This is a genomic window from Novipirellula methanifontis, assembly GCF_052161655.1.
GTDB lineage: Bacteria > Planctomycetota > Planctomycetia > Pirellulales > Pirellulaceae > Novipirellula.
In genome coordinates, this window is the sequence record NZ_CP197418.1 from 2820300 (window position 1) to 2839982 (window position 19683).

Genomic DNA, 19683 nt, shown 5'->3' on the forward strand with positions numbered 1-19683 from the left:
AGTTGAGCTCCATGTAACACTTTGGAGGAATTGTGATGAAAGTCTTGCTCGCGTCCGATGGCTCGCCGCTCGCAAATAACGCGGCTCAGTTGTTGCATCACCTGGATTTCCAACGGCAGTTAAAGTTGGCGGTGTTGACGGTTTCGCTGGAGCCAGAGTTGTCGGTTCACGGCAACCCTCAGAACCTGGAACGGGAAGAACAGGAACAGCAATTTGTCGCAAGGCATCACGCCGAATTGGAGGAGCTTTTCGCGGATCAGTGCCAGAACTATTTCTCCAAACTCCATCAAACCGGCAACGTTGCGAAGTCGATTCTTGAGGTTTCACGACGCATCGTGGCGGATCTGATCGTGATCGGGGCAGTCGGCCATTCGTTGGTCACCCGCATGTTGCTCGGCAGCATTTCAGATCGTGTAGCAACCCACGCACAATGTTCGGTGTTAGTCGTGCGACCGCCCGATAAAGACCACCGTCCCCATGTGTGCCCCAAGAAAATCACGATTGCTTATGATGGATCGTTGGCATCGCGTGAAGCGATCAACGAAATGATGAGTTTGAAGTGGGATCCGGATTGCGAGTTCAGCGTGCTTAGTGTTGCGCCAAGCTATGACTATCTGATGAGCGAAGGGGTGGCGGCAGGCGTCTTAGAGGATGAAGCGAAGGCGTTGGAGCAGATGAAAGGCAAAGCCGAGTACATGGCCAAACAGATATCAGAGACACTGCCAAATACGCATCCGCACGTGGTCAGTTGTCAACACGAGGGCGAAGCGATCGTCAGATTTAGTGAGCATCATCAAAGCGACCTGGTGATCCTCGGGGACACTGGGCACAGCTTGCTGCACGATGTGTTTCTCGGCAGCACCACTAAATACGTGCTCCGCCATGCACCATGCAGTGTGTGGATATCACGCCACCATCACACTACCGAAAGCGATTAAGCACGCGGATTGTCGCTGATCGCTCGGGACGTGAAATCTATTGTTGATGCATTTCTGGTGTAAGCCGGTAGTTATATTCCGGCAGATCCGTGAGGTATTCTACAGGAGGGTCCTTGGTGCGTTGGATCTGTTTCCGTGATGCTGGCGTAAATGACTTTTGGATGATGTGGCCGGTTGTCACGAGCCCTGTTGAGGTTGTGGCCCGGGATTCAATTGCCATGACCATCTCCCGAAGTGCTGTAAAGAGCTGACCGCTATAGGCCCGCTCGACCCACGGAAAAACGCGACGTTCGATAGGGTTGTATTTGGAACAAAAAACCGGGTAGTGCGCCACCTGAATTGGTAACCCGAACTCAGCTGACAAACGTCCCAAGTGCCACTTAAAAGTACTTGATTTATTGCTGTTGCTCCCACCACAGTCCAGCAGCACAAGGATTCGATCAGCCGTGGAGAACAGTTGGCGGCCGATGTGTTTCCAAAACCATCCCAGACTATGGCAAGAAAAGGCTCCAGTGTCATGGCTGGTGTTTAGATTCATGTGGGCAATATTCTGTTGTGGAGCGTAGATCCCGTGGGTGATCACCTCCGCTTGGGCGTAAGAAGGCAGCGCGTGATCGAGCACATCAATCGGACCATCGGCAAGAACTTCACCCGGTCGATGGACGTTACCCAGCAGTTCTTTCTGTTTGCTGTCGATACTCAGAACCGCGTCTTTTGTACGGCGAAACCGCTTTCGCATCTGATCAATAATGCCGAACTGCTCATCACGGTTACGGCTGGGAGCTTTGGTCACCGATTTGACTTGTTGTCGCTTTCGGAGGTTCCTCTCGCGACACAGACGAGCCACCACAGGACGAGAGATGGAAGTGCAAGCCTCGCACAATCGTTTCGTGATTTCGCTGATGGAAAGACAAGTCCAGTGAACGGTACAGTCCGTTGGGCTTCCTGCGGTTCGCTCATCGAGAATCTCATCTAACTCATCGAGAACCTCCGGATGAGCCTCTTCTTTTTTGGTCGTCCGGCCCCCTTCTTCCGGACTCTACCTTCTGCGGGGTCGTCTGCATTGCTAAGACGCTCAAGTTCAGCTCGCCCACGAGTGATAGTGGAATGCGAACAACCTAGAAGTTGACTGAGATACTCACACCCGCCATGTGGCAGGGTCAACGACAGGGAGGCAGCGTAACGCCGCTTGTTTTTCTCGGAAAGGGAGTTGAAAACCGCCTTGATTTGTTCCTCCTTTTCAGGAGCCAGTAATGAATCATTTTGAATCATGTCCATCCTCCGTGGATGTTGAAGTGAAATAGATTGAACACTCCAGACATGGGCCGCAATTTCCATTCCTGTCCCGCCGCGACTTTGCTAGCATAGACATCCGTCAGTAATACATTTCACGTCCCCCGCGATCAGAACGCTGGATCGCGGAGTCCGGAATGTTTGAAGGCAAACGATGGAATGCTAAAACGTTGGTGTTGTTGTAACTTTTAGTTGCGCCGGCTTTCTGCCACCTCTCCACCAACTTCGTTGGGGGAGAGGTCGAATGGAGCCTTCAGCGACGTTCGGGTGAGGGGGCTGACCGAGCAACTCGCTCGCCAGCGGTAACGCCGCTTGCACCGGATTTGCTCACCGATAGCGCGGTCGCCCCCTCACCCGAGCAACGCCTAAAGGGCGTGCTCGACCTCTCCCCCGACTTCGTCGGTGGAGAGGTAACTGCAATATAGGCTGAAAAAAACACTCACCCCCAATATCCGATGACAACACCGAAGTTTTGGCAGTCAAGGCGAGGCGCCGCTCGCTCCATGCTGGCGCCTTAATAACACGGACGACACCTGCACTATGGGTGATGCGGAAGCGTCACGGGTGTCTCGAATCCACTCGGTTTGACAGCCAAGATCGAACAGGGGACGAGCGGCAACAGTCGCTCAGCCGTGTTGCCAGTCATCAGCCCCGAGATGCCTGATCGGCCCAGCGTTCCCATCACCAGCAGGTCGATGTCAAACTCTTCGATACAGTGCCAAATCGCGAAATCCGGCGGTCGCGTCGTAAAGTGAATGTGCGCTTCGTGAGGCAGGTCATAGCCCTTCAGTTGGGCGTTGATCTGTGCTTCGGCGTTTTGCCTGTACTGCGCCGCTTCTTCGTCCGAGACGGGAGCGGGAAAGATATGATCGTGCTCGCGGTATTCGACCGCGTGCAATACGTGAAGTTCGGCATGATGAAGTTCTGCCGTTGAACATCCCAATTCCATAACAGCTTCGCCGACGGGACGTAAATCGTGAGCAACCAGTACCGAACGGATATTGTGTTCTGGCGATGATTTGGTAACCCACACGGGGCTCGGACATTTCCGCAACAGTTTGACAGTGCTACTGCCCGTTGCAAACGGATTCTTCGGATGGTCATCTTTGGCGCCGACGATCACTAAATCGTGGTGCTTCCATAACACTTGCCGAATCAACTCCATCCAACTTTTGCCGAACACGACACGGTTGTCCGCTTCAACGCCCTCGTCATAAGCGTGTTGCACCAACTTGGCCATCACCTCCTTGGCGTGGTCACGTACGGTTCGTTGGCCATGTCCCTCCTGAACCAATAGCTGCGTTTCTGCGTCGAGATTCGGAGCCCAAGGGGACAGCACGTGAAGGAAAGTCAGATGCGCGTCATTAGTCTTGGCCAACCAAATCGCTCGCGTGATGGCTTTCATGGATGAGGCGGGGATGTTGTCGACGACATATCGGTCGCCTTCGGCAAGATCGACGCCCACGAGGATGGATTTAAATCGCTTCATCTCAGATCTCTTGTGCCTTGGTGCGAGCTGGAATACGGTGGGAACAGGTGTGCTCTAAGCGTCGACGATTGCCCCCGTTCCTTACCGCTCCCAAAAGGCAAATGATGTGCCAAGCAGCGGTTTGAGAATCAGATCGCCAAAGCCTAGCCCCACTCCGCCTTCAAGGGGCGTTTTCGCAATCGATTGAAGCATTTTGAGTGTGCGTAATCGACCCATTACATAAGGGTACCAGGGGTTCATATGTGCCCTGTTGCACACGCGAGCGTGCGAATTGCGACCTTGTGACGCCAACACCGTTGCTGGCGTTCTTTGGCATGGTGAATGCAATTGTTTTCCCGCAAACAGTTCCAACCCCTATTTTTAATCCGGCCAAAGCACAAGGAGCGAAGATGCGTCAATTGGCCTGGATCGTAGCCGTGCTTGTGGCTCTCACCTCCGTCGGCACCGGTTGGTTTTGGCTTGTGGAAGGTTGGTCGCTGATGGATTCCGCGTTCATGACGGTGATCACGTTGAGCACGGTGGGGTACGACGAAGTTCGACCGCTGTCAGACCGCAGTCGTGTCTTTGTGATGATCTATTTGGTATGCGGTTTAGGTGTCTTTCTTTTTGCGGTCGTCCAACTCGGTGAGATGATCGTCCGTGCGGAGCTACGAACTTGGTTAAGGAAACGAGGAATGAATTCGACACTTCAATCGGTTAAAAACCATTTCATTGTGTGTGGCTATGGCCGCATGGGGCGAACGATCTGTCGTCATTTAGCGGATCGCAAACTGCCGTTTGTCGTCGTCGACCTAAACGAAGACACGCTTACCGAATGTGAACAACACGGCTGGCCGTGCGTGCGTGACGACGCGACCAGCGATTGCACGCTGTTGGACGCGGGGATCCACCGGGCTCGTGGGTTGGCGGTTGTTTTGGACAGTGACGCCGACAATCTCTACGTGGTGCTGTCGGCTCGATTAATCGCACCTGAATTACAAATCATCGCTCGAGCCACCGACGAGAGCAGCGCTCACAAGATGGAAAAGGCGGGTGCCAATCACGTGGTCAGTCTGTTCGCCAACGGGGCGGCGACGATGGCGCAATTGTTAATCAATCCGCACGTCGAAGATTTTTTCGAGTTCGTCTCGGGTACGGGGGCGACGTTGGATCTGGCGGAGATTCGCGTCACGACGGATTCACCTTGTGCGGGCCGCACGCTATCCGCAACCGATTTTCGCAGTCGCGGCGTCATCGTGGTTGCGATCCGTCGTCCCGACGGCGAGATATTGCTTCCACCGTCGGGTAAGACCGTCATCAATGCGGACGACGTGCTGATCGCGTTGGGCAAAGTCGCTGCCATTTCTGCCGTGCTTTCGTGTGATAACCAAGACGTATCTTAACTCCCCCTGCCGCATCTAAAACCTTGAAAGGCTGCTTTTCATGTCCGCCGTCTCGATCGAAGCAGGAAATCTCATCACGGGACTCGGCGGTGGTTTAGCTCTATTTCTGTTTGGCATGCGTCAAATGACCGAGAGTCTGAAGACGGTTGCTGGCAGCAGCATGAAGACGTTGTTGGCACGCTTGACCGCAAACCGATTCACCGCGGCGATGGCGGGCATGATTATCACCGCGGTGATTCAGTCTTCGTCGGTCACCACGGTACTGATCGTCGGGTTTGTCTCGGCAGGTTTGTTGACGTTAAGCCAATCCATCGGAGTCATTATTGGCGCGAATGTGGGCACGACGATCACCGCCCAAATCATTGCTTTTAACGTGTATCGATACGGTTTGTTGCTGATCGCGATAGGCTTCTTGACCGACGTGGTGGCCCGAAATGAAAAGATCAAACAGTGGGGTATGGTCTTGATGGGGCTTGGGATGATCTTCTTCGGCATGAATTTGATGAGCGAGGCGACGACTCCGCTGCGTCAGTTGCCATTGTTTATCGACGCGATCCAGAATATGCAAAACCCTCTGATGAGCATCGTGATCGGGTTTGTCTTCACCGCCATCGTGCAAAGTTCCTCGGCGACCACGGGGATTGTGATTGTGTTGGCAAGCCAAGGACTGATTTCGCTCGAGTCGGGGATCGGATTGATCTTTGGCGCCAATATCGGAACCTGTGTGACCGCGATCTTGTCCGCGTTCGGCCGACCCCGTGAAGCGGTTCAAGCCGCCTGGATCCATGTTCTTTTTAACGTCGGTGGCGTGTTATTGTGGATGTTCTTTATCCCCGAATTTGCCCAGCTCGTACGTGTGATTTCGCCAGCGGCTAATGACTTGCAGGACGCAGCCAAGTTGGCGGCGGATACACCTCGTCAAATCGCCAATGCCCATACTGTTTTTAACGTGGTGAATACGCTGTTGTTCATCGGGTTCACCGGTCCGCTGGCTAAACTGGTCGATCGAATGGTGCCGAAACGTGAAGAGCCCAAGGGGATCGGCGCCCTCTATCTCGACGCGATGTATCTTGAGCATCCCGCCTTGGCACTAGACCAAGTGCATCGTGAACTCGTGCGTCTAGGTGAATTGAGTCAGAACTTGTTGAAGCAATCGCTCGCAGTGGCAACGCAAGGCAGTCGTCGAGACATTGCCCGGATTCGGGAAAAGGTTGATGACGTGGACCATCTGCACGGCGAAATTATCACGTTCCTGGCCCGGCTTTCGCAAAAGAGCATCATGGATCCTCAGTCCAATCAGCTTTATCGCTACATCGGTATAGCCAATTACATGGAGAATGTTGGGGACGTCGTCGAGAATAATGTGCTGACGGATGCGACGAAGCGAATCCAGTCCAATGTGGCCGTCAGCCCCGGGACGATCGAAGTGCTAAGCACGGTGCACAAGCAAGTCTGTTGGGCTTTTGATCGGTTGGTCACGGCGTTACGAGAGCGAGACTTCGAAGCAGCCCGCGATGCAGCGGAAAGCAAAACCGAAGTGAACAAGATTGCCGAGAAAGCCGCGTTTCACTTGGCACAACGGTTGGTGGCTTACGAACCCAATCGGCTCGCTTCCTTTAAAGTCGAAACGGATATCATCGAGAACCTCAAACGTATCAATACCCTGACGCGACGAATCGCTGATGTGGTTCTGGAAAACGAAGTGCCCTCCTCACCTCCGCACGAGTCATTGTCCAGTGCGAACGCGAATCCCCACGTGCAGGCGTAAACACGTGCACGCGTGAACTCGTCTCCCGCTACGGCAATCCAAGCGAATTCGAAGCTTCATTGTGTGGAAATGCCGACGCTGCTGCACTGGACAGTACTGTCGAAAAGCATCCAACGCTTCTCCAACGCCTAGTTTGAATCCATTGTCAACATTCGTTCTTGACCGATGGCGGGATGCCGCTAGAGTTGAATCACCTGAAGATTAACAACAGGATCTTGGGTGGCGAACTCACCCTGATGCGATCCCCCAAAAGACAGGGATTTGTTTCACGTCGTAAGAGACGATGAAACATCAAAACGCATCGATTGGAAGTAGTTGCCGTCGCTAGACGGTAGCATCCACACGTCGGCGAGCGTAGCCACGCTAATTAATTGGGCGTTTCTAAGGGATCTGGCAGGCAAGGATCTGAAACGTTCAACACAACGCAATCATCCGATTGCTTTCAATAACGATGGTCGTTGATTTCCGATCCAATATCCCAAGAGATTGCCGTAATGATTCAAACAACAACACCTCCCTCCAGCCCTCCCGAACTACCCTCCGTGATCTCGTTGGACGCGGCCCTCAAGGCAAACGAGCTCTTTCGCACTTGCCCCTATTCGTCCATCCGAAATGTACAGTGCCGCTTTCACGAAGGCGTCTTGATTCTCAATGGCGAAGTACCCTCGTTTCACATGAAGCAAACCGCTCAGGAATTGGTTCGACACGTGTTGCGTGTCGAACAAATCGACAATCGCCTGACCGTTGCTCGATGAGAATCCTGGCTTTGAGTTTGGCTTGGCAATGAGCTCGGGCTGGCATTGAGCGCGGCTTGGCATTGAGTGTGGGCCTTACTTTGCACTTGTTACCGGAACGAGTTGCAGTGCGTCTAAGATGACGAACCCGTCGGTGCCAGAGTTAATCACGGTAATCACGGTTTCCGCAGAGTCGGTTAGATCTGCGATACCGATGGGACGAAACAATCCGCCTGCCGGCAGAGCCTGAGTTTGGTCGACGGTGATCTTGGTTTCCGTCGAACCGTTGGTGACGACGACGGGCACATTGGTGGCGCGAGTCGGGTGGGCCGAGTAGGCCATCCGCAACTCATACTTGCCCGACTTGGGTGCGGTGAAGCGAAACGTAGCTTTCGAACCGCCGTCGGCGATCTTGTCATCGTGCACGTAGCCGCGACCAAGATGGGGTGAGAAATTGGTCGAGTGTTTCCAGACACCGCTCAGCTCAGCCGCTTCATCATCCAAGACGATCCCCGCCAACTTGGACGCATCGACACTGTCTTGATCAAAAATTCCCTCAGGGATTTCCAGCACCTGTTTTTGTCCCTGCAGCCGCTCTCGTAGTTCGGGATAAGCGAGATCCTGAACCGCCACTTCTTTTTCGGCGGCCATCGCCGCAGCGATCCCGGCGCTCTGCCCGAGAATCATCCAAGTCGGTTCGACCCGAATCGATGAAATGGCAACGTGCGTGCACGAGAGAGCCACTGGCACCAACAGATTCGAGCACTCACTCGGCACTGGCAAAATCGCACGCAACGGAATGTGGTACGGATAGCCATGTCGTTTCCCTTTCATCCGCACGGGGAAAATCGTGCCTTCGTTGATCACGCCTCCATCGCTCAGTGCAATCCGCTGGCAATCGTGCGAATCAATGGGAAAGGAGGAAACAATAATCGGATCCTCTTTCTCCTGATCAACCAAAATATCCTTTTGGCTAACCACGTACATGCCCTTCATGCGGCGACCCTCGCGAACATAAAGCTGCGGCGAGAAGTGTCCGTACTTTGCGAACTCATCTTTGCACAACCCGAGTCGAGCATAGTGTTTGCGAGTGGACTCGGGCACCGCAGGATCGGTCGTCAAAAACTTAAAGAACTCAAGCGTGTATTGTTTGTGAGCTTCCCAAATCTGTTGACGCTCTGCCGCGTTGGCTTCGCTCCAACCGTTGCACGCCCCGACAAACCCAAACGAAAATTGGCCACCGATCGAATTGTTGCCATCCAGTTTTCCGCCGGGCACATCGTACAGATCGAAACCGACGCCGCTGCCGTTGTTTCGCAGGTGGCGGCGAACGGCCTCAAAGCGAGCCGGTTCATAATGATCGGGCTCAGGCATCGGGACGCGATTTTTAGGGTCGGCGGTTAGACACAGCCGGAAACTGTAAACCATCACATTCGAGTCGCCTTGATCCACTGGGCCGGCATCAGTCGTAGTGATCAGCGGCAATGGATTTCCGTCGTCGTCCAGACCCGAAAAGTTCATCTGCCGCTTGGTGAATTGTTTCCCCGCCAGCGATTCGCCGTATTCACTCTTGCCCTCGCGTCCGATCGTCCAGCTGACGCCCGCTGCAGCCATCAAATCGCCCTCGTACGTTCCATCGACAAACACTTTGGCCGAGAAATCACCGTCGCTTGTTCGCAAGCTTTGGATGCGGCTGCCGTCCTTGATCACCGATTCGAGCACTCGCTCGGTCAGCACGGTCACTTTGGCCTCGTCGAGCATCTGCTGGGTCACCCGCGCGGCAACGTGCGGCTCGTACGACCACTTGCTTTGATCCTTGACGCTGACGTCGTAAGGCAATGTGACGCCACGGGATTGATAGTCTTGCTCGATTCGGCGATGCCATTCATCGAACAGACCCATCACCGTGCTGCGAACGGTTTGATTGGAATCGCTAAAGCAGAGCCCGCCGGTGTTGACGCCGCCCACGTGATCGGTGGGCTCAATCATGATCACCGAGGCGCCTTCGCGTGCCGCAGCAATCGCCGCACAAAACCCACCAGGGGTCGAGCCATAAACGATCACGTCCGCTTTGGTCGCTGCTTGGGATGGGGCGTTGAGTCCCAGCAATAAGCCGACAGCAAGCAGCACACGAGGAAAGGAGGAGTGACGTAAAGTCGGCGCAATGGAAATCATGGTGGGGGATTTAATCTTGAGGTGGGTCGAGGGTGGGAACCGATGGAAGGAATACGGTGTCAGCGGGACGCGATAGCCGAACTCACGACGAGTTCAGCGGTGGCAATATATTTTACCGCGTGTTACTGCGTCAGCTCTTTGACGCGGATGTCACGCCACAGCACGGTGCCGCTGTTGCCTTTGTGAATCTGCAGTCCAAAGAAGCCTTGCGGATAAGTTCCATCATCAACCCAGTGGGCTGCGGGAACACCATTGAGCCACGTTTTGACGACGTTGCCCTTGGCCATGATTGTTAAGCGGTTCCAGTCGGTTTTCTTCAGTGCCGCACGCACCTCTTGATGCTCTTTCAACCACAGCGGATAAAAGTAACCACCGCAGCTTTGGCCATAGATGCCGCCAGACCAATGGCGGTCGCCGGTAATCCCTTCCATTTCCGCTTGCGGTCCAAACACAGTTTCGGACTTCACACCCTTTTTCGATTCGGACACTTTCGACTGAGCGCGAAACATCACACCGGAGTTCCCATCGGCTTCCCATTTCATCTCACACGTGAAGATGAAATCACGGTAGTCATCTTTGTCGGTGGAGAGGTAGGTGCTTGGCGATCCAGGGACGCAGGTGCCCTTCAGCACTCCGTCTTTCGCTTCGAACTTACAGGTGCCGCCCTTGGGAGACCAGCCGGTCAAATTTTTTCCGTTGAAGAGTGGTGTGAACCCTTCGGACAATTCGGGTTCCGCGTCGGTGTTCAGCAACATCTCATCGGCGGGGGGGATATTTTCTTGATTCTTGTATTTTGCGTACCAGTCCTTTTGTTGCGGATCGACTTCGCCGGCAATTACCACGCCACCGCTGATGACCATTCCGCAAACGAGACTAAACATGATCCACGGTTTGCTAACCGTGATAGGTTGAAACAACATTTTGATTCCTGTTTTAGATACAAGGTTAAACTTTGATTCTTGATTGCAAGATCCTAACACGGGCAAACGCCATTTTCGCCCCCTCGGTTGTCGCAACCATGTCGGCAACGCAAAAAACAATCTGAATTATTGACTCTAGACCCATACGAGCGAATTAACGCAGTAACGACAATTGCCAGACGATGGACATGACCATAACGCTACGCCAAAACCTCGCGGACCACGTCCCCATGGACGTTTGTTAAACGCCGCTGGATGCCATTGTGATAGAACGTTAGTTTTTCGTGATCGATGCCAAATAGATGTAGTACCGTCGCGTGGAAATCGTGCCAGGGGATGGGACGCTCGACCGCCTTCCAACCAAGTTCATCGGTGCTGCCGACTGCTATTCCTGGCTTCAATCCCGCACCGGCCATCCAACAACTGAATCCGTAGCGATTGTGGTCGCGTCCTGGGCCAACCTGATTCGCTGCAGACTGAGCGAACGGGGTGCGGCCAAATTCGGTGGTGAACAACACCAGTGTGTCGTCCAACATGCCACGCTGTTTCAAGTCACGCAGTAGGGCAGCGACCGGTTTGTCGATACGTCCCGCTTCGACCGTGTGGTTTTCTTTGACGTTTTCATGAGCATCCCAGCTGGCACGTGGACTTCCTGCAATCGGTCCTCCCGAAAACAATTGCACAAACCGCACGCCCTGTTCCAACAACCGTCGTCCCAGCAAACAACGTTTGCCCATGTCCGCGGTCTGTTTCTCGTGGATGCCGTACGCCTGTTGCGTCGTCTGTGATTCATCCGAAAAACGGCTGACGGCAGGAATCGACGTTTGCATCTTGGCCGCCAATTCGTATGCCTTCACCCGCGCCATCAATGCCGCATCCTGCGGGTTGCGATCGGCGTGAGCGTGATTGACGGCATCAATAAATTCACGGGTTGCGGTGTCCGCCGAACTCAAATCCTGAGCCGGGAATAAATCTCGAACCGGTTGATCGCCACCGCGAAGCACCACGCCTTGATGGTTCGATGGCAAGAAGGAACTGCTCCACGTTGATGCACCTGTATTGGGCGCCCCGCGTTCATCATTCAACACAACATAGGCCGGCAGTGTTTCATTCTCCATTCCCATCCCATAGGAAATCCAGCTTCCCATTGAGGGAAAACCGTTAAACTCAAAACCACTGTTGGCCAAGAACAGTGCCGGAGTATGATTCGCCGACTTCGATTCCATCGACCGCAATATCGTCAGATCATCGGCTAACTCGGCAATGTGGGGAAACATCTCAGAGATAAGCAGCCCACTCTCTCCACGAGGTTTGAATTCCCAATCTTGTTTACGCAATAGCCCCATTTGACCAAAGAACAAATCCACCTGTTCGTCGGTTTGCAACGATTTTCCGTGCATCTTCGTGAGCGCCGGTTTCGGATCAAACGAGTCGACGTGACTGAGTCCACCGACAAGACAGATGTGAATCGCCCGTTTTGCTTTTGGCTGCACTGACGGTTCGGAAGCCGACGCGCAGGGTGTCTCGCGATGGATCAGCGATGCCAGTGCGGTGGCCCCAAGACCACTAACACCCCAGTTGAAAAAATCGCGACGGGTTGTGTTCGAGTTCATCAAATCATTCTCAATCGCGGTATCGCACAATTTCTATTTGGCATCACTGTTGCCTTTCTTAATTCATGACAAATTCGTTGGCATTAAAAAGGCCTCGGCACAATGCCGCCAAACCGTGATTGCGAACAAGTTGCTCGGAAAGTACTCGCTCCTCTACGCTGGGGTCACGCGAGATCGCCAATTGCCATGCTCGCGTCACCTGCCCACGAGTGTCATTCTGGAATTCGGATCGAACTCGTACCGCCATTGCATCGGCCATCTGTAACACAAACGAGTTGTTTAAGAGACTTAGTGCCTGAAGCGGCGTTGTCGTCACGGCACGACGTGGTGCGGTAGAGGCGGAATCGGGACAATCAAATGTATCAAGCAACGCACTTCGTCCACCGCGAGGATTGAAACGGTAAACCGTTCGCCGCCAAAATGCATCATTGTTGGTATCGAGCGGTTCGTAGTAGGTCGTGCCGTTGTTTTCCGTTACCGAGACGTCGATGAAACTAGGTCCGCCTGCGGCGGCGTCCATTTTTCCGCTAACCGTCAACATGGCATCTCGGATCACTTCCGCCTCGAGCCGACGTGTCGCACCTCTCCACAATAATCGGTTGTTTGCGTCAATCGCCCGCCCCTCGGAGTGTTGTGCAGCAGTAAGACCGTGCGAAGCTTGTCGATAAGTTTTCGAGGTCACAATCGCCCGATGCAATGATTTCATCCGATAGTCATCGGCGTGAAATTGCCAGGCAAGATACTCAAGCAGTTCGGGATGCGTCGGACGTCCGCCGTTAAAGCCGAGGTCGTTGGGAGTATCGACGATGCCAACGCCAAAATGATAGTGCCAAATGCGGTTGACCATCACGCGAGCCAGTAGCGGGTTGGCATCGCTGGTGACCCAGTCGGCGAGTTTGCGGCGACGCTCGGCTTCGGGTGCATCTACAGCCAAATTAAAATTGCCCGACAGCCCCGATACGGCCCGCAATCCTGATGGCGCCACTTCGTCACCGACATTGGCGGGATCACCACGCAATAACACATGTGTGGTTGCGCCAGGCCCCGGCATTAGCGTATAGATTTCGGCCTGACTCTCGGCAGTGTGCGTCTCGATTGCCGCTCGCGTATTTGAAATGGCTTTTCGCAACGATGTACGATGGTTGCGTTCGGCCGGACTTAGTGATGCCACGATCTGCTGTTCGGTGACATGATCGGCAAACGTTTTTGAGGATCGTTGGATTTCCTCGGCCGACAGCGCGCGGTCATAGAATGCGGCTCGATACAATTTGGCACGCAGGAATCGATTTCCGCCAGCTGGCTTGTGCCTCAGCCCGAACAAAATCTGAGCTTGGTTCGCCTCGTAGGTTTGCAGCGGCGATTTTCGAATCGACGTTCCGTAAGCAACCCCATCGCGATAGGCGACGATCGTTCCGTCCGATTGATAAACCACCGCAATGTGCACAGGACGCGTCTCCGCGTCGACTTCTTGAATTGCCGCAAAGGATTCCGTGCGTGCAAAACCGTTGCTGCCCGCCATCCATTGTTTTGGATCTTTTTCGCCAAATACAATTGCGTCAAAGATGCCGCCATCCGGTCTCTGCAACGAAATCGCCGCGCCGCCGGATTGGTCCAACGTATCCAGTTGAACCCAGGCTTCGAATGTTTTTTCGTTGATCGTCGTAGCAATCGCCGGCGTCTGAACAAAACTTTGGCCGTCCAGAATCAACATGCCTGATTCGACTTTGGCGTTTCCAATCGGAGTGCCGTGCAAATTGCCAATGCTGTCGGACAAGTCATCGTCAAATTCCCACCGCGCAAACGCAGCGGGTGACTCTGTGAGTGGAATGTCCAAGCCGCTGCGGTTGGTCCGGATCTCGCGGCGTGCCGTTTGATCGACCGCAGTCAATTCATGCTGTAGCGAGGAGAGTTTGGATGTCAGTTTGTCCAATCGGTCTCGATCCTCGGGCGTTTGTTCGACTCGTTCTCCGAAGCCGAGGCCCGAGATCGAGGACGCCATTTGGTAATACTCTTCCTGCGAAATCGGATCAAATTTGTGGTCGTGACATCGCGCACAATGGACGGTCAGCCCAAGAAAGCTCTGGCTCAGCGTACCCAGCACCTCTTCGATCTCGTCTTGGCGAGCCAATTCACGCATCCGCGGGCTACCGCCGACGACGGTGTTATGTACTCCGGCAACCCAAAATCCAGTCGCTGCGGCTCCCTCGATCCCGCCGGTGATTTGATCTCCGATCAATTGCTGACGCACAAATTCGTCGTAGGGCATGTCGGCGTTGAGCGACTCGATCACCCAATCGCGATAGTGCCAGGCGTTTTTGCGAGTCGCGTTTCGCTCGAAGCCATCGCTCTCACCGAACCGCACCACGTCCAACCAGTGTCGCCCCCAACGTTCGCCATAGTGCTTTGACTCCAGTAGATCGGCGACGACTTTTTCGTAGGCGGCATCGGATGGATCCGAAACAAACGCGGCGACTTGTTCAGGCGTCGGCGGAAGCCCGACAAGATCAAAGTAGACACGCCGAATCAGGGTGCGAGGGTCGGCTTCGGATGCGGGATTAAGATTTGCATCCTGCAAACGTTTCAAAACAAAAGCATCAATCGCGTTGCGAGACCATTCGTCATTCAAAACCGCCGGTACCGCCTGATCGCGAAGCGGTTGCAGCGACCACCAATCGCGTCCCGCGCGAGTGGACGTCGACGTTGCATACGGATCGATCGGGCTGGTGCCCCACGCTGCCCCTTCATCGATCCATTGTTTTAGCGTGTGTTTGTCTTCTGCGATGAGTGGATGTTTGGGCGGCATCTCGTCGGCGTCAACTCGCTGCCACAATACGCTGTTGCTCCGATCGTGCGGGAGGATCGCGAATCCACTGTCGGATTCCGACATTGCCATTTTCACATCGATAAGCGACAAGCCTCCCTCGGCTTCATCGCCCGCGTGACACTCGAGGCAATGTGACGCGAAAATCGGCGCAACATCGCGGTCGAAATCGACTTTGGGTTCAATATCGTTTTGCTGTGCCCAGCAAAGCGTCGAGCCCATTACGAAAAGTGGAAAAACGAAAAGCAGAAACGCGGATCGCAATACGGTTGAGTAGATCGTAAATCGCATTTAACCGATCTCAGGATAGGTCCACGGAGCTCGGTATTTTCGTTTCAGAAGTCCGTTGGCTTCGTCATCGCCAATGATGCGTTGGGCGTCGCCGTCCCACCGCACGCTGCGTCCGAGTTTTAGCGACAACATCCCCAGCAGACTGAGCGTGGTTGCTTGATGACCGAATTCGATATCCGCAGTCGGTCGCCGCCCCGATTCGATCGATTGCAAAAAGTCGGCCCACAGCAATTTCAAATTGTGTCCATCGGGTTCTTGCAGTTGATGATCTTCATGCACAACGGGTTTGCGGGAATCGTCGGGATAGAACGTCCAGCCGTCACGCCAACCCATGTGGAACGTTCCCTTGCTGCCGTAGAAATTGCATCCCACGGTCGATTTCTCTGGACCGGCGCCGCCGAATTGGCGATGTTCCCAAATCGCGGTGAAGTCGTCGAATTGGTAGGTCGCAATTTGGGAATCGGGAGCGTCCGTGGTTTGCACGTCCTCGTTTAAAACAGCTTCGCCGCGAACCGGACGACCGCCCGTGGAATGGACGCTTTTGGGGGATTGTTGATCACACCACCACAACATTTGATCCAACCAGTGCACGCCCCAATCGCCGAGCGTGCCGTTGGCGAAATCGAGATATTGGCGAAAACCACCGGGATGGATTTTGCGGTTGTAAGGACGCAGCGGAGCCGGACCACAATACATCTCCCAATCAAGTGTCTCCGGCGGAGCACTGTTTTTGGTCGGTGTTTCTGCGCCTCCGCGACTGTGGACAAACATTCGCACCAGACCGATGTCTCCGGCCCCACCGTCTTTCAAGAATTTCATTCCCGAGACGTGGTGCGGTCCAATGCGACGATGCAGTCCCACTTGGACAATACGATCGGCGGCCCGCGACGCCTTCAGAATCGCTTGGCTTTCTCCGATCGTATGCCCGGTCGGTTTTTCGATAAAGATATGAGCTCCTGCTTCGATCGCCGCCAACGTATTCAAAGCATGCCAATGATCCGGAGTCGCGATGATCGCAATCTCGATCTCTTCCTTTTCGAAAAGTTCGCGAAAATCCGAATACAGCTTGGGATCTTCGCCCGACAGATCGTTGACCTCTTCGGCCGCGAGTTCCAATTTGTCTTGGTCGACATCGCAGAGGGCGACAACTTTGGTTTGCCCCCCCGCCATCGCCTCTCGCAAAATGTTCATGCCCCACCAACCGGATCCGATCAGCGCGGTGCGATACTTTTTATCCTTCGATGCCGCATGGATTTTGGGGGCGGCTACCAGCGTCGATGCTGCAACGGTGGAAGCGATAAAGGCACGTCGATCAAGAGACATCGAGTGGTGATCCGTGGATGGGGGAAAGGAAGGGCGAGGCTTCAAAGTAGGTCATTCGGTGAGCCGAAGGCGCTAGCGGACTGTTGATTTAGTGAGCCGTGACGCGTAAGCGGCCGGGTTCCACGCATTACCCTGTGCCTTACGGCCCGCGGCTCAGGTCATTGTATGGAACGACTCCTATCGAGCTGCCTATCTTAATCGCGGAGATCGACGCAAGCGACCTGGCCCTGGATCGATCGGCAAAAAACCCGTCCTGATGATAACACGGGGACCGTCCAACATTTGCCGTCGAGCACTTTGGCTCGCGAAATCTCACTGAATCCTGCCGGCGATGCTGCCGCGAAGACCAATTCGCCCGCTTCGGTCAACAGAATCAATTTGCCGCCGGCCAAACTCAGTCCGCCTGGCTTCAAATCGTCTTCGGACCACACCACCTCGCCGGTTTCCCAGTTCAAACAGGTCAGCCGGGCACCGGCTTCCATGTCACCATCGATGCCGTACAAGTGGCCTTGGTATAGTAGCGAGCCATGCAGTTGGTTCAGCATGTTCTTGTTCTTCCAAATCAACTCAGGTTCGTCGTCGCTCAATCGGAACAAGGCGGCGCCCCGATTGTATCCCGAGCAAAGGAACATCTTGCCATCGTGAATGATCAGGTCGGCAGCGTTGCAACCAAAACTGGTTAACCAGCGTAGCGACCACTGGGCTTCACCCGTTTTCAGATCAACACCGGTAAAGGCACGTCCCGATGGGAACACGAAGGTATCGGTGTTTGGGATCTGAACCGGGGACGCGTAGCCGCACTCGCGGTCCGGCGAAGTCCAGATCAAAGTGCCGTCATGTTTGTTGACGACCGCTCCTGATTCACCCAGGGTGAGCACGAGTTTGTCACCCACAACAAGCGGCGCGGCGGCAAATCCCCAACCCGGAAGACGAACCTCTGCGACGTCCGCAATCTGTTTCTGCCAGCGGACTTCGCCGGATTTGTTGTCGAAACAGAACAGTTCGCCGGCGCGGCTGAGGACATACACACGGTCACCGTCGATGGTCGGCGTGGTGGTGGGGCCGCCTTCGAAATCGCGAGCATCCAAGGACGCCGGATAGGCGTGCTTCCAAATCACGTGACCATCGCTGACGTCGACGCAGTACACGACGTCATGGTCGTCGACATGGCCGAGTGTATAGGCTCGATTGTCCTGGACCACCACCGAGGAAAACCCAGTTCCGACGTCGATCGTCCACGCAATCGGCATCTTGCCCGTCGGCCACTCGGCCTGCCAACCGGTTTCGCTCGAAATGCCGTTTAGCTCTGGGCCTCGCCATCGATACCAATCCTCGGCATCCAGAGTGGCCGGGGCAAAACATGCGATCATGCAGACCCCTAGGAGCAACATCGCAGGGGTCAACATTGCAGGCGACAGCATTTTGGGAGCAACGCAGGTGGGCAATGTTGCAGGGGTAGGAGATTTCATGCTGCAAGTATAACATGCGCACGACGCAACTGGAGTCCAGTCGTCGCAGTGAACTTGGCTCAGCGAGAGAACAATTCGCTGGGCGATAGCAGGGCTTGCTGCTCCGCCGGACGCTCCTCTTCTGCAGTCACCGAGGAATGATGACTGCGAGCCGGTCGGCCCGCCCGCTTCCAAAGCTCCATATGCTTGTCTTTGGCCTCGCGAAGATCGTCTTCGGTTTCGGATGCATATTCTTGAGCTTCCGCGATCATTTTCGATACCACTCCAAAACGTGGATCGGCGCGAACGGCACTCGATTGCGAGATGCTGGTAAGTTGTTGCTGGGCGACGGCAAGTTGATGTTCAAGTTCGGCGACGCGTGAATGCGCCGACTCGACTTCATCAAGCGTTTGTTCGTCAAATTCGACCCCCGCGAACGAACGAACCCCGGCATCATTCAGGATTTCGCGAATGGTCGCCGGCGCGAATAACAGCGCCAGCATCGCCAACACAATGATCAGCTCGCGTATCGCGGCGAATCCGTCTCGAATCGACGCATATTTGCTGGGAATGGAATCCGACATGATGCAATAGAACATCCAAAGGAATGGAAGCGTTTTGTATCTTTTCGCCTATTCGGGCAGGCGGCGTCCAGAGCGATTAAGCAGGTCAAAACGGGGGAGTGAGCCGACGGCGTTAGCCGCGGGCCCGTCGTTTTGATCGAAACAGGCCCGCGGCGAATGCCGTCGGCTCACCAGAACAGGCAGAGATTGAGTCTTGGGCCCTATCGAGCCACACTCGCTGCCAGCACTTTTTGGATCTGATGCAACCGGTGTTCGTAGTCGCCACGCAATTGCGTTAGCCCTTCCAAGTACGCTTGCTCTTCGTAAAGCCGGGCTACAAATGTGGGCTCCCAACGCTTCAGAATCCGTGGCCCAAACAACAACGCGGCTTCTAAATCGACATCGGCGTAGGCGGGATCATTTGGCGTCGAAGCATCAAAATCGGACACGTCCGCTCGTTGCAACGAAATGACGGCATAGGGCCAGTGCCCCCAAGCGATCTGTTCCTCATTCAAATGAAAACCGTTCCGCAATCCCCAACCGCGAACGAGTTCATGTTGGCGATTGGGCTGCAAGACAACGTGATCAGGAACGCGATCAGGGAACGCTTCGAGGATCTTGACCATACTCTCGGCACCCATGCCACAGATACTCAAGCTGCTCAGTTCGCCCGGCTGGATCACCGCCAAGCCATCCCCGAAGCGGACTTCGGCGCACAGCCCCTTAAGCGCTCGACACGAATTGTCATACGGTTGCGATTTATTCTCGACCGCAATTCCCCGTGCGATTCGCTTGCTTCGCAGTAGCGATACCAGCAACCCACCGTGATCCGAACCGATGTCTCCATGGACGACGGAAGAATCACCGCGAGGGTTGATCAGCGAAGCGACGGTTCGCAAACGAACATCTAATTTAGGCATGGCAA

The 19683-nt window shown here is 54.6% G+C and carries 13 protein-coding genes and 1 pseudogene; 4 read left to right on the plus strand and 10 right to left on the minus strand.

Translation table 11 applies throughout. The features are described 5' to 3' along the window. The first annotated feature begins 35 nt into the window (after positions 1-35). Complete coding sequence (locus SH528x_RS09850; protein ID WP_442510353.1) at positions 36-938, plus strand: universal stress protein; 903 nt, start codon at positions 36-38, stop codon at positions 936-938. A 37-nt stretch (positions 939-975) separates the two neighbouring features. On the opposite strand, the pseudogene SH528x_RS09855 reads toward SH528x_RS09850, so the two are convergent. Then, positions 976-1956 (minus strand): annotated as a pseudogene (locus SH528x_RS09855) (ISAzo13 family transposase); the annotation flags it as partial. 813 nt (positions 1957-2769) lie between these two features. Beyond that, entirely contained in the window at positions 2770-3720 is a 951-nt protein-coding gene (locus SH528x_RS09860) for a universal stress protein (protein ID WP_442510354.1), read from the minus strand. Positions 3721-4109: 389 nt separating this feature from the next. Between SH528x_RS09860 and SH528x_RS09865 the strand changes: the two genes are divergently transcribed. From SH528x_RS09865 to SH528x_RS09875, 3 genes are all read left to right on the plus strand, one after another. Then, complete coding sequence (locus SH528x_RS09865; RefSeq protein WP_442510355.1) at positions 4110-5102, plus strand: potassium channel family protein; 993 nt, start codon at positions 4110-4112, stop codon at positions 5100-5102. A gap of 40 nt (positions 5103-5142) precedes the next feature. Next, complete coding sequence (locus SH528x_RS09870) at positions 5143-6870, plus strand: Na/Pi cotransporter family protein (RefSeq protein WP_442510356.1); 1728 nt, start codon at positions 5143-5145, stop codon at positions 6868-6870. Positions 6871-7364: 494 nt separating this feature from the next. Then, complete coding sequence (locus tag SH528x_RS09875; protein ID WP_442510357.1) at positions 7365-7625, plus strand: BON domain-containing protein; 261 nt, start codon at positions 7365-7367, stop codon at positions 7623-7625. Between the two features lie 75 nt (positions 7626-7700). On the opposite strand, the gene SH528x_RS09880 is transcribed toward SH528x_RS09875, so the two are convergent. The 8 genes from SH528x_RS09880 to SH528x_RS09915 form a co-directional block, all read right to left on the minus strand. Next, positions 7701-9779: an FAD-dependent oxidoreductase gene (locus tag SH528x_RS09880; protein WP_442510358.1), complete on the minus strand. Its 2079-nt coding sequence runs from the start codon at positions 9777-9779 to the stop codon at positions 7701-7703. A gap of 122 nt (positions 9780-9901) precedes the next feature. Continuing rightward, on the minus strand, positions 9902-10699 hold the full coding sequence (locus SH528x_RS09885) for a 3-keto-disaccharide hydrolase (RefSeq protein WP_442510359.1): 798 nt from the start codon (positions 10697-10699) through the stop codon (positions 9902-9904). Positions 10700-10899: 200 nt separating this feature from the next. After that, on the minus strand, positions 10900-12312 hold the full coding sequence (locus SH528x_RS09890) for a DUF1501 domain-containing protein (RefSeq protein ID WP_442510360.1): 1413 nt from the start codon (positions 12310-12312) through the stop codon (positions 10900-10902). A gap of 58 nt (positions 12313-12370) precedes the next feature. Continuing rightward, positions 12371-15424 (minus strand): DUF1553 domain-containing protein, encoded by a 3054-nt coding sequence (locus tag SH528x_RS09895; protein WP_442510361.1) that lies wholly within the window; start codon positions 15422-15424, stop codon positions 12371-12373. Then, positions 15425-16747 (minus strand): Gfo/Idh/MocA family protein, encoded by a 1323-nt coding sequence (locus tag SH528x_RS09900; RefSeq protein ID WP_442510362.1) that lies wholly within the window; start codon positions 16745-16747, stop codon positions 15425-15427. 194 nt (positions 16748-16941) lie between these two features. Beyond that, entirely contained in the window at positions 16942-18216 is a 1275-nt protein-coding gene (locus SH528x_RS09905) for an outer membrane protein assembly factor BamB family protein (RefSeq protein WP_442510363.1), read from the minus strand. Positions 18217-18275: 59 nt separating this feature from the next. Beyond that, positions 18276-18779 (minus strand): hypothetical protein, encoded by a 504-nt coding sequence (locus SH528x_RS09910; protein WP_442510364.1) that lies wholly within the window; start codon positions 18777-18779, stop codon positions 18276-18278. Positions 18780-18979: 200 nt separating this feature from the next. Continuing rightward, positions 18980-19678 (minus strand): tRNA (adenine(22)-N(1))-methyltransferase, encoded by a 699-nt coding sequence (locus SH528x_RS09915; RefSeq protein ID WP_442510365.1) that lies wholly within the window; start codon positions 19676-19678, stop codon positions 18980-18982. Between the last annotated feature and the right edge of the window lie 5 nt (positions 19679-19683).

Excerpts from the sequence above, each read along its gene's own strand:
- SH528x_RS09850 (WP_442510353.1), top strand. The coding sequence starts at position 36 with ATGAAAGTCTTGCTCGCGTCCGATGGCTCGCCGCTCGCAAATAACGCG.
- SH528x_RS09860 (WP_442510354.1), bottom strand. The coding sequence starts at position 3,720 with ATGAAGCGATTTAAATCCATCCTCGTGGGCGTCGATCTTGCCGAAGGC.
- SH528x_RS09865 (WP_442510355.1), top strand. The coding sequence starts at position 4,110 with ATGCGTCAATTGGCCTGGATCGTAGCCGTGCTTGTGGCTCTCACCTCC.
- SH528x_RS09870 (WP_442510356.1), top strand. The coding sequence starts at position 5,143 with ATGTCCGCCGTCTCGATCGAAGCAGGAAATCTCATCACGGGACTCGGC.
- SH528x_RS09875 (WP_442510357.1), top strand. The coding sequence starts at position 7,365 with ATGATTCAAACAACAACACCTCCCTCCAGCCCTCCCGAACTACCCTCC.
- SH528x_RS09880 (WP_442510358.1), bottom strand. The coding sequence starts at position 9,779 with ATGATTTCCATTGCGCCGACTTTACGTCACTCCTCCTTTCCTCGTGTG.
- SH528x_RS09885 (WP_442510359.1), bottom strand. The coding sequence starts at position 10,699 with ATGTTGTTTCAACCTATCACGGTTAGCAAACCGTGGATCATGTTTAGT.
- SH528x_RS09890 (WP_442510360.1), bottom strand. The coding sequence starts at position 12,312 with ATGAACTCGAACACAACCCGTCGCGATTTTTTCAACTGGGGTGTTAGT.
- SH528x_RS09895 (WP_442510361.1), bottom strand. The coding sequence starts at position 15,424 with ATGCGATTTACGATCTACTCAACCGTATTGCGATCCGCGTTTCTGCTT.
- SH528x_RS09900 (WP_442510362.1), bottom strand. The coding sequence starts at position 16,747 with ATGTCTCTTGATCGACGTGCCTTTATCGCTTCCACCGTTGCAGCATCG.
- SH528x_RS09905 (WP_442510363.1), bottom strand. The coding sequence starts at position 18,216 with ATGAAATCTCCTACCCCTGCAACATTGCCCACCTGCGTTGCTCCCAAA.
- SH528x_RS09910 (WP_442510364.1), bottom strand. The coding sequence starts at position 18,779 with ATGTCGGATTCCATTCCCAGCAAATATGCGTCGATTCGAGACGGATTC.
- SH528x_RS09915 (WP_442510365.1), bottom strand. The coding sequence starts at position 19,678 with ATGCCTAAATTAGATGTTCGTTTGCGAACCGTCGCTTCGCTGATCAAC.